Source organism: Bradyrhizobium sp. 27S5 (assembly GCF_037217225.1).
Lineage (GTDB): Bacteria > Pseudomonadota > Alphaproteobacteria > Rhizobiales > Xanthobacteraceae > Bradyrhizobium > Bradyrhizobium septentrionale.
The window spans coordinates 7544681-7556554 of the sequence record NZ_CP147714.1 but is presented as its reverse complement, the minus strand read 5'-3'; the positions used below and the strand labels follow the sequence as shown (position 1 = coordinate 7556554).

Below are 11874 nucleotides of genomic sequence, written 5' to 3'. Positions count from 1 at the left end.
TGCGATTGAGCTGACGGCGGGTTCAAAGTGGTCCCGTCATCCTGAGGAGCGCGGAACGCGCGTCTCGAAGGATCAACGGCCACCAGCCGGGCCGCGCATCCTTCGAGGCTCGCTCCGCTCGCACCTCAGGATGACGGGGAACGGCTTTCGGCGTCGGAGATTGCTGGACTGGGTGCCCTCTGGAGGCCGCCCCGTCAAGGCGTCATTTGACGTTGTTTCCGATCCATTTCCGGGCAGCTGCCTCGCCCTTGGCGCGGTCTTCCGGGCTCATATCGGCGAGGATGTCGTCGAGATCGGGGTCGCCCTTGCCGGCGGTCTTGGCGACGGTGTGCCATTTCAGCGCCTCGACCTTGTCCACCGGGGCGCCGGCGCCGGTCGCCAGTACATGGGCGAGGCGGTTTTGCGCGATCGCGCTGTTCTGCCGGGCCGCCTTGCGCAGCATAGCCACCGCCGCCGGCACGTTCCGCGGCGTGCCGGAGCCGTTATAGAGCGCGATGGCATATTCGACCTCGGCATCGACGTTGTCGGCCAGCGAGGCGGCCTGCAGCAGCCGCGCCGCCTTTTCGAGGTCCTTCGGCACCCCGGTGCCTTCCTTGTAGAAGGTCGCGAGCGCGTATTGCGCCTCCGGACTGCCGGCGTCGGCGGCCATCCGCAACAGCTCGGCGGAGCGCTTGAGGTCCTGCGGCAGGGTCTGGCCGTCGAGATAGAGCAGCGCGAGATTATAGGCCGCCTTGGGTTCGCCGAGCTTGGCCGACGATGCCAAAAGCTTGACCGCGGAATCCTTGTCCACCGTGCCGCCGCGGCCCGCGATCCGCATCATCGCGAGCGCGAACATCGCCTCACGGTCGCCGGCATCGGAGGCGCGCTTGTACCATTCGTCGGCCTTGACGTAGTCGCGCTTGACGCCGAGCCCGTTGGCATAGAGCTCGCCCAGCATCGTCATCGCCTTGGCATCGTTGTTGTTCTGCGCGCGCGCGGTCGCCAGGTCGAACGCGGTCTTGTACATGCCGCGCTGATAGGCGCCGTAGACGAGGTCGACATTGGGATCGTCCGGCGTCGGGGTCGGCGAGGGCGTCGGGCTGGGCGTCGCCGAGGCAGCCGGCTTCGGCACGGGCTTCTTCGCAACCGGCGCATGCACCTTCGGCTTCTCTTTCGGCGCCTCCTTCTTCGCAGGCGGCGGCGTCTGTGCCGGCGGCGTGATCGAGAGCTGCGCCATCGCGCCGCTCGCCAGCATCGTGCAGCCGAGCGCAACACCTATCGGACGCAGGGACTTCATTCCGGCGTCATCCCTCGGCCTTGGCCGTGCCGAATGTGCTGGCATGGGCCTGCGCAATCGCTTCACCGATCTCGACGAGCGCCGCCTTGGCGCCGCGCGGATCGGACCAGATAACATCTCCGACCAGCACGAAATCCGCGCCGGCCAATGCGAACGCCTCGGCCTCCTCGCGCGAGGTCGCAAAGCCTGTGCAAGGCGGCTCGAACAATTCGTCCCACCATTGCAGCCGCTCGGCGATCGCCTCGGTCGAGGGCCGCTGTCCCCGGGGATCGGGCTCGCCGAACAGCACGTAGTCGGCGCCAGCCTCGCCCGCGGCCATGGAATCGTGGCGCGTCGCGAGCCCGCCGACGCCGACGATGCGGTCGGGCTTCAGCGACGGCATCGCCTCTTCCATCGCGGCGATGCCGGTCAGATGCGCGCCGTCGGCGCCGGCGCGGGCCACGATATCCGGATGACCGTCGATCAGCAGCGCAGCACCGGCGTTCTGGACCGCCGGCGCCAGCGCCTTGACGTAAGAAATCATGCTGCGCGGATCGCTCTCGCGCAGCCGCACCAGCACGGCCGCGACGTCGGCCGCGGCGAGCAGCTCGGCAAGCTCGGCCGCAAGCTGCGCGGGCTCGTCGAGCGGTGGCGTTGCCAGATAGAGGCGCGGCGCTGGCCGCGGCGGAACGGGCTTGGTCGCCAACTATGCCGCCTGCTTTTCGAGGCCGGCTTCCCAATTGCCGGTGCTTGCCAGCCCGTTCATCCGGGCGCGATGCGAGAAGGCGCGCTGGCCCGCGGGGACGTTGTCGGGCTTGCCGGACCACGCCTTCTGCGGCGCCGCCTGCAGCGCGCGGCCATAGGAGAAGGTCAGCCGCCAGGGCAAATGGCCGATCTTGTTCATGGCGTCGAGATGCGCGGTCGCTTCCGCGTCGCTCTGCCCGCCGGAGAGGAAGGCGATGCCGGGCACTGCGGCCGGCACGCAGCTCTTGAGCAGGCGGACGGTCTTCTCGGCGACTTCCTGCACCGACGCCTGCTTCGGGCACTTCTTGCCCGAGATCGCCATGTTCGGTTTCAGGATCATGCCTTCGAGCGCCACGCGCTGCACCCGCAATTCCTGGAAGGTGCGGTTCAGCACGCGCTGCGTCACCTCGTAGCAGCGGTCGATGTCGTGATCGCCGTCCATCAGCACTTCCGGCTCGACGATCGGCACGATCTGCGCGGCCTGGCACAGCGCGGCGTAGCGCGCCAGCGCATGCGCATTGACGCGGATCGCGGTCATGGTCGGGATGCCGCGGCTGCCGGCGCCCGAGCCGATATCGATCACCGCGCGCCATTTCGCAAAGCGCGCACCGCGCTCGTAATATTTCTTCAGCCGCTCGGCGAGCTTGTCGAGGCCGACGGTGACGAGTTCGCCCGGGCAGTTCGGCAGGGCTTGGGTGCCTTCGTCGACCTTGATGCCTGGAATGCTGCCGGCCTGCTCGATCAGCTTGACCAGCGGCGTGCCGTCCTTGGCATTCTGCCAGATCGTCTCGTCGTAGAGGATCACGCCCGAGATGTACTTGCTCATCGCTTCCTGCGAGCGGAACAGCATCTCGCGGTAGTCGCGACGATTGTCCTCGGTCGAATCGACCTTGATGGCGTCGAACCGCTTCTTGATGGTGCCGGAGGATTCGTCCGCGGCAAGGATGCCCTTGCCCGGGGTGACCATGGCGAGGGCAATCTTGTTGAGGTCAGCGAGGTTCATGGAAACGTCCTCCGGAGCGCATTGCCTTTGCAAACCAAAATAGGCGGTTCTCGGGCAAATGCCTAGAAAACGTTCGTCGCGGCCGCTGTTTGTCGCAGCCGGCGATCAAGCCCCGGGACACCGTTTCCAACTGCGTCGGAGCCGGTGTCCCGCCTTAATGTTTCGGGCAATATGGTGTCAGGCAATCTCTTCAGGCAACCTCTTTAGGCGACCTTGGGGTCGAGCTGGCCCGCAGCGTAGCGCTTGGCCATCTCAGCCGTGGTCAGCACCTTCTTGATCTTGCTGGCCTGGCCCGCGGTGTTGAACTCCTGCAGGCGCTGCTTGCACAGCTTGGTCATCGCCTCCATCGCGGGCTTCAGGTATTTGCGCGGATCGAACTCTTCCGGATTGTCCTTCAGCACCTTGCGGATCTGGCCGGTCATCGCCATGCGGTTGTCGGTGTCGATGTTGATCTTGCGCACGCCGTTCTTGATGCCGCGCTGGATCTCGGCGACCGGCACGCCCCAGGTCGGTTTCATCTTGCCGCCATTGGCGTTGATGATCTCCTGCAGCTCCTGCGGCACCGACGAGGAGCCGTGCATGACGAGATGCGTGTTCGGCAGCTTGCGATGGATCTCCTCGATCACGTTCATGGCGAGGATGTCGCCGTCGGGCTTGCGGGTGAACTTGTAGGCACCGTGCGAGGTGCCCATCGCGATCGCCAGCGCGTCGACCTTGGTCTCCTGGACGAACTTCACGGCCTCGTCGGGATTGGTCAGCAGCTGGTCATGCGACAGCTTGCCCTCGGCGCCATGGCCGTCTTCCTTGTCGCCCATGCCGGTCTCGAGCGAGCCGAGCACGCCGAGCTCGCCCTCGACCGAAATGCCGCCGAGATGAGCCATGCCGGTCACGGTCCTGGTGACGCCGACATTGTAGTCCCAGTCGCCCGGGGTCTTGCCGTCGGCCTTCAGCGAGCCGTCCATCATCACCGAGGTGAAGCCGGCCTGGATCGCGGTCATGCAGGTGGCGGGCTCGTTGCCATGGTCGAGATGCACGCAGACCGGGATCTGCGGGTAGATTTCGGTGACGGCGTCCATCATGTGCTTGAGCATGACGTCGTTGGCGTAGGACCGCGCGCCGCGCGAGGCCTGGATGATGACGGGTGCGTCGACCTCGGAGGCCGCCGCCATGATCGACAGCGCCTGTTCCATGTTGTTGATATTGAAGGCAGGTACGCCGTAATCGTGCTCGGCCGCGTGATCGAGCAGTTGCCGCAACGTTATGCGAGCCATTCCATTTCTCCCTGTAAAGCGCGTTCGCGGGTTGACCTAAATCAGCCGTGTTTCAGAACTTCGACGCCCGGCAGCGGCTTGCCTTCCATCCATTCAAGAAACGCGCCGCCCGCGGTCGAGACGTAGGAAAAATCGCCCGCCACACCCGCCTGGTTCAGCGCCGCGACGGTATCGCCGCCGCCGGCGACCGAGACCAGTTTCTTGCTCTTGGTGCGCTCGGCGGCATGCCTGGCCGACACTACGGTGCCGCGGTCGAACGGCGTCAGCTCGAAGGCGCCGAGCGGACCGTTCCAGACCAGCGTCGCCGCGTCGTCGATCGCGGAATGGATCCGCGCGATCGACTGCGGACCGACGTCGAGGATCATGCCGTCAGCCGGGATCGCATCGAGGCCATAGGCATGCGACGGCGCATTGGCGGCAAACTGGTTGGCGACGACGGCGTCGACGGGGAGGATGATGGCGCAGTTCGCGGCGTTGGCCTTCTCCATGATCCGCAGCGCGGTCGCGGCGAGGTCCTTTTCGGCGAGTGACTTGCCGACGTTGATACCTTGCGCGTGCAGGAAGGTGTTGGCCATGCCGCCGCCGATCACCAGCGCATCGACCTTGCTCACGAGATTTTCCAGAAGGTCGATCTTGGTCGAGACCTTGGCGCCACCGATGATCGCGATCACAGGCTTGGTCGGTGCTTCCAGCGCCTTGCCGAGCGCGTCGAGCTCGGCCTGCATGGTGCGGCCGGCATAGGCCGGCAGCTTGTGGCCGAGGCCTTCGGTCGAGGCGTGGGCGCGATGCGCGGCGGAGAAGGCGTCGTTGACCCATATGTCGCCGAGCTTTGCGAGTTCAGCGACGAAGCCGGCGTCGTTCTTCTCTTCTTCCTTATGGAAGCGGGTGTTTTCCAGACAGAGGATGTCGCCGTCCTTGAGGGCGGCGACCGCGTTGGCCGCGGGATCGCCGATGCAGTCCTCGGCGAAGGCGACCGGGCGCTTGATCACCTTCGACAGCGCTTCAGCGACCGGCTTCAGCGACTCCTTGGGGTCGCGTCCCTTGGGCCGGCCGAAATGTGCGAGCAGGATCACCCTGCCGCCCTTGTCGGAAATCTCGGTGATGGTCGGGGCGACGCGCTCGAGCCTTGTGGCGTCGGTGACGCGGCCGCCTTCCATGGGGACGTTGAGGTCGACGCGCAGCAGCACGCGCTTGCCCTTCACGTCGACGTCGTCGAGGGTGCGGAATGATTTTGTCATGGACGTTTCCTGTGCGGGCGTTTCCTGTGCCACGGCCGGACATGGCCGTCCGAAGGACGGCGTCGCTTTCGCTTGCCTATGTCGCAGCCATTCACGTCGCGAATGCGGGGCAAAGACGCGGATGCCCGGCGCGGGGCCGGGCATCACGAACAGTCGAACTTAAATCAGCTTGCCGATGGCGACGGCCGTGTCGGCCATGCGGTTCGAGAAGCCCCACTCATTGTCGTACCACGCCATCACCCGCACCAGCGTGCCGTTCTGCACCTTGGTCTGGTCCATGTGGAAGGTGGCCGAGTGCGGATCGTGGTTGAAGTCGATCGAGACGTTCGGCGCGGTGGTAAAGCCCAGAATGCCCTTGAGCTGCTGCTCGGCGGCGCGCTTCATCGCCTCGTTGATTTCCTTGGCGTCGGTGGCGCGCTTGGCGACGATCTTCAGATCGATCACCGAGACGTTCGGGGTCGGCACGCGGATCGAGACGCCGTCGAGCTTGCCCTTCAGTTCCGGCAGCACCAGGCCGATCGCCTTCGCGGCACCGGTCGAGGTCGGGATCATCGACATCGCCGCAGCGCGGCCGCGATAGAGATCCTTGTGCAGGGTGTCGAGCGTCGGCTGGTCGCCGGTATAGGCGTGGATCGTGGTCATGAAGCCGGTCTCGATGCCGACCGTCTCGTTCAACACCTTGGCAACCGGCGCGAGGCAGTTGGTGGTGCAGGAGCCGTTGGAGACGACGAGCTGATCCTTGGTCAGCGTGTCGTGGTTGACGCCGTAGACGATGGTGGCGTCAGCGCCGTCGGCGGGCGCCGAGACCAGCACGCGCTTGGCGCCGGCGGTGAGGTGCGCAGAGGCCTTGTCCTTGGCGGTGAAGATGCCGGTGCATTCCAGCGCGATGTCGACGCCGAGGGCCTTCCACGGCAGCTTGGAGGGATCGCGCTCGGCCGAGACCTTGATCTTGTTGTCGCCGAGGCTGATCGAGTCGCCGTCGACGGTCACGGTGCCGGGAAAGCGGCCGTGCACGGAATCGAAGCGCAGCAGATGCGCGTTGGTCTCGACCGGACCGAGGTCGTTGATGCCGACGACTTCGATGTCCTTGCGGCCGGACTCGGCGATGGCGCGCAACACATTGCGGCCGATACGCCCAAACCCGTTGATCGCGACGCGGATTGCCATGCTGTTGTCTCCTCTAAAAGCTGCTGCCAGCCCCGCGGGAGGGCTCCCACGAAGCTTTTACGGCGGAACGCCCGGTTCAGCCGGACGCGAGCGGAAAAGATGGAGCTTTGGTAATCCTTTTTTGCGGCAAGCTCAACCTTTGACCGGCGGGTGTCAGGCCAGCGTCAGACGCGCTTCAGGGCAGCGTTAACGACGGCCTCCGCGGTAATGCCGAAATGCGGGAAAAGGTCCTTCGCCGGGGCGCTTGCGCCGAAACCGTGCATGCCGATGAATTCGCCATCGTGCCCGATCACGGCATCCCAGCCCCAGCGCACCGCGGCCTCGATCGCGATCTTGACCGGGGCGTTGCCGATAATGGCATTTTGCCGCTCGGCGGGCTGTGCCAGCAGCAATTCCAGCGACGGCACCGAGACCACCCGCGTCGCGATGCCGCGTCCGGCGAGCTGCTTCTGCGCCTCGACCGCGATCTGGACCTCGGAACCGGACGCGAACAATGACACTTTTGCGTCACCCTGCGCCGCGACCAGTTCGTAGGCGCCGTGGCTGCACGGGCTGTCGTTCGGCACCGTGGTGCGGAGCTGCGGCAGGTTCTGGCGGGTCAGCGCCAGCACCGTCGGACCGTCGATGCGGTTGAGCGCCAGTTCCCAGCACTCGGCGGTCTCGACCGCGTCGCAGGGACGGAATACGCGCATGTTGGGCATCGCGCGCAGCGCGGAGAGGTGCTCGACCGGCTGGTGCGTCGGACCGTCCTCGCCGAGGCCGATCGAGTCATGGGTCATGACATAGACCACGCCGGTGCCCATCAGCGCCGACAGCCGCATCGCGCCCCGCGCATAGTCGGTGAACACCAGGAAGGTGGCGCCGTTCGGCGCGAAGCCGCCATGCAGGAAGATGCCGTTGAGGCACGCCGCCATGCCGTGCTCGCGGATGCCGTAATGGATGAAGCGGCCCTTCGGCGTCTTGGCGGCAAACCCCACCGCCGACTTCGCCTTGTTGTTGTTGGAGCCGGTGAGGTCGGCGGAGCCCGCGACGAACTCCATCGGCATCGCAGCCGCGATCACCTCGATCGCAGCTTCCGACGATTTGCGGGTCGCGACGTTGAGCGGATTTTCCAGGAGCCCCTTCTTGAAGGCGCGCAGGCCCTTGGCGAGCGAGGCTGGCCGCTCGTGACGCAGCCGGCGCTCGAACTCGGCGCGCTTGCGGTTGCCGAGCTGTGCGAACTGCTCGTCCCAGGCCTTGTGCTCGGCGGCGCCGCGAGCACCCGCCTCGCGCCAGGCCTTCAGCACGTCATCGGGCACCGAGAACGGCTCGAGCGAGATGCCGAGCTTCTCCTTGGCGCCCTTGAGCTCCTCGGCGCCGAGCGCTTCGCCGTGTACCTTCGCGGTGCCGGCCTTGGTCGGTGCGCCGAAGCCGATCGTGGTCTTGCAGGCGATCAGCGAGGGCTTGCTGGATTTCTGCGCGCGGGTGATCGCAGCCGCAATCGCCTTCGGATCGTGGCCGTCGATCAATTCAGCAGCCCAGCCCGCGGACTTGAAGCGCTTCACCTGGTCGACGGAGTCGGAAAGCGAGGTCGGGCCGTCGATCGAGATGCCGTTGTCATCGTACAGCACGATCATCTTGTTGAGGCGCCAGTGGCCGGCGAGCGCGATCGCTTCCTGCGAGATGCCTTCCATCAAATCGCCGTCGGAGGCGAGCACATAGGTGTGGTGGCTGACGATCTTCTTGCCGAACTCGGCGGCGAGCATCTTCTCGGCGAGCGCCATGCCGACCGCAGTCGCAATGCCCTGGCCCAGCGGGCCGGTGGTGGTCTCGATGCCCTTGGTGTGGAAATTCTCGGGATGTCCCGGCGTCAGCGATCCGAGCTGGCGGAAATGCTTGATCTGGTCGAGCGTCATCTCCTTGTTGCCGGTGAGGTACAGCAACGAATAGAGCAGCATCGAGCCGTGGCCCGCCGACAGCACGAAGCGGTCGCGGTCGGGCCAGGCCGGATCGGCGGCGTCGAATTTCAGGAACTGGGTGAACAGCACGGTCGCGATATCGGCGGCGCCCATCGGCAGGCCGGGATGACCGGATTTCGCCTTCTCGACGGCGTCCATGGCCAGGCCACGGATCGCATTGGCCATACGGGTGTGATCGACCTGCGACATGATGAAAAGTCCGCCTGAAATGAGGAGCTGATTGCTGGACGCATCGGGGCGGGCAGCCGCGATACGCGCGTGGATGGCCTTACGGGTTTGAGGGTGGATTAGCACCTCAATTCCGCAAGTCCAAGGCGATGAAACGCCCCAAAACGGGGAAAAGTTGCCCGAAATGGCCCTATTTCATTCAACGGTGCATAGTTCTGCGCCGCCGTTGCGCTCGGCTCGCTTGCCACGTAAATTTCGTCCCGTAAGCGCTTGCCGAACCGCCAGTTTTGCCGTGCGGCAGGCTTATCTCCAGCAGGCTACCCAGCCAACCCAAGAAGGGTCCACGCCGCGTGTCATGAGTGATCGTCTCGCCAACGGGTCTGGCAATACCGAGGCACCGCTTGCCGATATCGATGCTGCAACAAAGCGGCTGATGGCTGCGCTCGATGCGCTGGAAAGCTCGGTGGAGCGGCGCCGCGAGGCCGACCGCGACGAAAACGAATTGGCGAGCCGGATCCAGGCACTCGGCGCCGATCGCTCCAGACTTGCCGATGAACTCGACGGATCGCTGGTCAAGACGCGCAAGCTCGAGCGCGTCAATCGCGACATCGCGGAAAAGCTCGACGCGGCGATCGGCAGCATTCGCGCCGTGCTCGAGGGCGGAGACAGCAGATGAGCCACATCAACGTCACTATCAATGGCCGGCAATACCGGATGGCCTGCGAGGAGGGCCAGGAGGTGCGGCTGCTCAAGCTCGCGGAAAACCTCGAGCAGCGCGTCGAATCGCTGCGCGGCAAGTTCGGCGAGATCGGTGATGCACGGCTCACGGTGATGGCGGCGCTGACTGCTTGCGACGAACTGGCCGATGCCAGCGCACGCCTCCGCAGCCTCGAGGAAGAGGTCGAGCAGCTGCGCAATGCGCGCACAGCCGCCACCGACCGCGCCCGCGCCACCCAGACCGCGGTCTCCAACGCGCTCAATGCCGCCGCCGAGCGGATCGAGCGCACCACCCAGGTGCTCAACCGAACCATCGGCGGCGGCATCGCGATCGGGTGATGTGATCCCCTGCGGGATTTCGTCAAGCCCGGCCATGACGGCGGAGCGAGCCCGAGCCTTGATCGCGGTTTCTTGCCGCTAGCGGAACCGGCACTTCGTCGCTACATTGACCCTGCGAAGCTGCGTCGTGCGTCAGGAGCCATATATCCCCGGGGCCTTATCGATCCTTTAGGGAACTGTCCCTGGCCGGGTCCGTGGACCCGGACATATGGTGCCCACCTACTTTCGTAGGGAACTCCGGGATCGAGCGCTCCAACGGCCTCTGCGGCTTCGCACTGTATTTTGCTGTTGCCTTGTCGTCGCGCGGCGGCGGTTCGATTGTGGTGCAGCGCTGTCCCCTGCGAAGCGGGGCGTCCAGTGCGCCGCGGCCTGGCCATACGGTGCTGAAGCATGATCCGGAAAAGTGCGAAGCGGTTTTCCGAAAAGATCATGCTCAAACAAGAACGCTAAAGCGCTCATCGCGCTTTAGCGTCTCTGGAATGATGGATCGTCCGTTGTCGCGGACGACGACAGCGGAAGATGGATCATGCACGCAGCTCCATCGAAGGCCGAGCTTCGGGCGCTTGCCCTCGCCAAGCGTGATGCGCTGAGCGACGAGCAGCGCGCGACGGCGGCCGAAGCGCTCGCCAAGCGCGGCGCGCCGTTCGAGATCACACAGGGCATGATCGTCTCCGGCTATGCGCCGATCCGCAGCGAGTTCGACCCGGCGCCGTTGATGAAGAAGCTGGCCGAGAAGGGCGCGCGGCTCGCGCTGCCCTGCATCAATGCGCGCGGCCAGTCGCTGACCTTCCGCAGCTGGTCGCCGCAGGACCGCCTGATGCTCGGGCCGCTCGGCATTCCGGAGCCGTCGCCGGCCTCACCCGAGGTGCATCCCGACGTGATGCTGGTGCCGCTCGCGGCGTTCGACCGGCTCGGCCACCGCATCGGCTATGGCGCCGGCTATTACGACTATACCTTTGCGCATCTGCGAAAGGCCAAGCATGTGATCGGGGTCGGGATTGCCTTCGCTGCACAGGAAAGCAAGGCTATTCCGGCGTTGTCGCACGACGTCCCGCTGGATTATGTGCTAACCGAGCGCAAGACGTTCGATTTCCGGAGCCCCTAGCATTGCGTATTCTGTTCGTTGGTGACGTCGTCGGCAGGACCGGCCGCACCGCCATCGCCGACCACCTTCCCGGCATGATCAGGGACTGGTCACTCGATCTCGTCATCGTCAATGGCGAGAATTCCGCCGGCGGTTTCGGCATCACCGAGGCGATCTACCAGGAGTTGCTCGACGCCGGCGCCGATGCGATCACGCTCGGCAACCATGCCTGGAATCAGAAGGAGGCGCTGGTCTTCATCGAGCGTGCGCCGCGCCTGATCCGTCCCTTGAATTTCCCGCGCCATTCGCCCGGCCGCGGCTCGACCCTGATCGACACCAAGAACGGCAAGCGCGCGCTGGTCATCAACGCGATCGGCCGCGTCTTCATGGAGCCGTCGTCCAACGATCCGTTCGCCGCGATCGACCGCGAGCTCGAGGCCTGTCCGTTGCGCGAGGGCGCCGACGCCATCGTGCTGGACTTCCATGCCGAGGCGACCAGCGAGAAGCAGGGCATCGGCTTCTTCTGCGACGGCCGTGTCAGCCTCGTGGTCGGCACCCATACCCATGTGCCGACCGCTGATCACCAGGTGCTGCCGGGCGGTACCGCCTATATGAGCGATGCCGGCATGACCGGCGACTATGATTCGGTGATCGGCATGCAGAAGGAGGAGCCGCTGCAGCGTTTCCTCACCGGCATTCCCTCCGGCCGTTTCGAGCCGGCTGCGGGCACAGCCACGCTGAGCGGCATCGCGGTCGAGACCGACGACACGACCGGGCTTGCCGTGAAGGTCGCCCCGGTCCGCGCCGGCGGACGGCTCGAGCCCGCGGTGCCGGGGTTTTGGACGTTGTAGCCCGGATAAAGCGCAGCGAAATCCGGGGGCTCGCGGGTTGAGGGGCTGATCCCGGATTGCGCTGCGCTGCATCCGGGCT

The 11874-nt window shown here is 65.6% G+C and carries 11 protein-coding genes and 1 other RNA gene; 5 read left to right on the top strand and 7 right to left on the bottom strand.

Features of this window, described 5'->3' with window-relative positions:
• Positions 1-202 precede the first annotated feature (202 nt).
• The 7 genes from WDM24_RS35675 to tkt all read right to left on the bottom strand — a co-directional run bounded on the left by WDM24_RS35675 (position 203) and on the right by tkt (position 8825).
• Positions 203-1276, bottom strand: a complete 1074-nt coding sequence (locus WDM24_RS35675; RefSeq protein ID WP_338829083.1) for a tetratricopeptide repeat protein — start codon at positions 1274-1276, stop codon at positions 203-205.
• 7 nt (positions 1277-1283) lie between these two features.
• Positions 1284-1961, bottom strand: coding sequence for a thiamine phosphate synthase (locus WDM24_RS35670; protein ID WP_338829082.1), 678 nt, complete (start codon positions 1959-1961; stop codon positions 1284-1286).
• Positions 1962-3002 (bottom strand): class I fructose-bisphosphate aldolase, encoded by a 1041-nt coding sequence (locus tag WDM24_RS35665; RefSeq protein WP_338829081.1) that lies wholly within the window; start codon positions 3000-3002, stop codon positions 1962-1964. It abuts the gene before it with no gap.
• 203 nt (positions 3003-3205) lie between these two features.
• A complete protein-coding gene (gene fba / locus WDM24_RS35660) occupies positions 3206-4273 on the bottom strand; it encodes a class II fructose-bisphosphate aldolase (protein WP_026192208.1) in 1068 nt (355 codons plus the stop codon).
• 41 nt (positions 4274-4314) lie between these two features.
• Complete coding sequence (locus tag WDM24_RS35655) at positions 4315-5511, bottom strand: phosphoglycerate kinase (RefSeq protein ID WP_338829080.1); 1197 nt, start codon at positions 5509-5511, stop codon at positions 4315-4317.
• 159 nt (positions 5512-5670) lie between these two features.
• A complete protein-coding gene (gene gap, locus WDM24_RS35650) occupies positions 5671-6678 on the bottom strand; it encodes a type I glyceraldehyde-3-phosphate dehydrogenase (RefSeq protein WP_029077598.1) in 1008 nt (335 codons plus the stop codon).
• A 164-nt stretch (positions 6679-6842) separates the two neighbouring features.
• Positions 6843-8825, bottom strand: coding sequence for a transketolase (gene tkt, locus WDM24_RS35645; protein WP_166298971.1), 1983 nt, complete (start codon positions 8823-8825; stop codon positions 6843-6845).
• Between the two features lie 334 nt (positions 8826-9159).
• Here tkt and WDM24_RS35640 point away from each other — a divergent pair, with 334 nt between their 5' ends.
• From WDM24_RS35640 to WDM24_RS35620, 5 genes are all read left to right on the top strand, one after another.
• A complete protein-coding gene (locus tag WDM24_RS35640; protein ID WP_338832507.1) occupies positions 9160-9480 on the top strand; it encodes a DUF4164 domain-containing protein in 321 nt (106 codons plus the stop codon).
• A complete protein-coding gene (locus tag WDM24_RS35635; protein ID WP_338829079.1) occupies positions 9477-9860 on the top strand; it encodes a cell division protein ZapA in 384 nt (127 codons plus the stop codon). Before WDM24_RS35640 ends, WDM24_RS35635 begins: the two co-directional genes overlap by 4 nt.
• A 114-nt stretch (positions 9861-9974) precedes the next feature.
• A non-coding RNA gene (gene ssrS, locus WDM24_RS35630) (6S RNA) lies at positions 9975-10135 on the top strand.
• Positions 10136-10386: 251 nt separating this feature from the next.
• On the top strand, positions 10387-10965 hold the full coding sequence (locus tag WDM24_RS35625) for a 5-formyltetrahydrofolate cyclo-ligase (RefSeq protein WP_166298969.1): 579 nt from the start codon (positions 10387-10389) through the stop codon (positions 10963-10965).
• Positions 10966-10967: 2 nt separating this feature from the next.
• Positions 10968-11795, top strand: coding sequence for a TIGR00282 family metallophosphoesterase (locus tag WDM24_RS35620; protein ID WP_338692114.1), 828 nt, complete (start codon positions 10968-10970; stop codon positions 11793-11795).
• The last annotated feature ends 79 nt before the right edge of the window (positions 11796-11874 follow it).

Excerpts from the sequence above, each read along its gene's own strand:
- WDM24_RS35675 (WP_338829083.1), bottom strand. The coding sequence starts at position 1,276 with ATGAAGTCCCTGCGTCCGATAGGTGTTGCGCTCGGCTGCACGATGCTG.
- WDM24_RS35665 (WP_338829081.1), bottom strand. The coding sequence starts at position 3,002 with ATGAACCTCGCTGACCTCAACAAGATTGCCCTCGCCATGGTCACCCCG.
- fba (WP_026192208.1), bottom strand. The coding sequence starts at position 4,273 with ATGGCTCGCATAACGTTGCGGCAACTGCTCGATCACGCGGCCGAGCAC.
- WDM24_RS35655 (WP_338829080.1), bottom strand. The coding sequence starts at position 5,511 with ATGACAAAATCATTCCGCACCCTCGACGACGTCGACGTGAAGGGCAAG.
- gap (WP_029077598.1), bottom strand. The coding sequence starts at position 6,678 with ATGGCAATCCGCGTCGCGATCAACGGGTTTGGGCGTATCGGCCGCAAT.
- tkt (WP_166298971.1), bottom strand. The coding sequence starts at position 8,825 with ATGTCGCAGGTCGATCACACCCGTATGGCCAATGCGATCCGTGGCCTG.
- WDM24_RS35640 (WP_338832507.1), top strand. The coding sequence starts at position 9,160 with ATGAGTGATCGTCTCGCCAACGGGTCTGGCAATACCGAGGCACCGCTT.
- WDM24_RS35635 (WP_338829079.1), top strand. The coding sequence starts at position 9,477 with ATGAGCCACATCAACGTCACTATCAATGGCCGGCAATACCGGATGGCC.
- WDM24_RS35625 (WP_166298969.1), top strand. The coding sequence starts at position 10,387 with ATGCACGCAGCTCCATCGAAGGCCGAGCTTCGGGCGCTTGCCCTCGCC.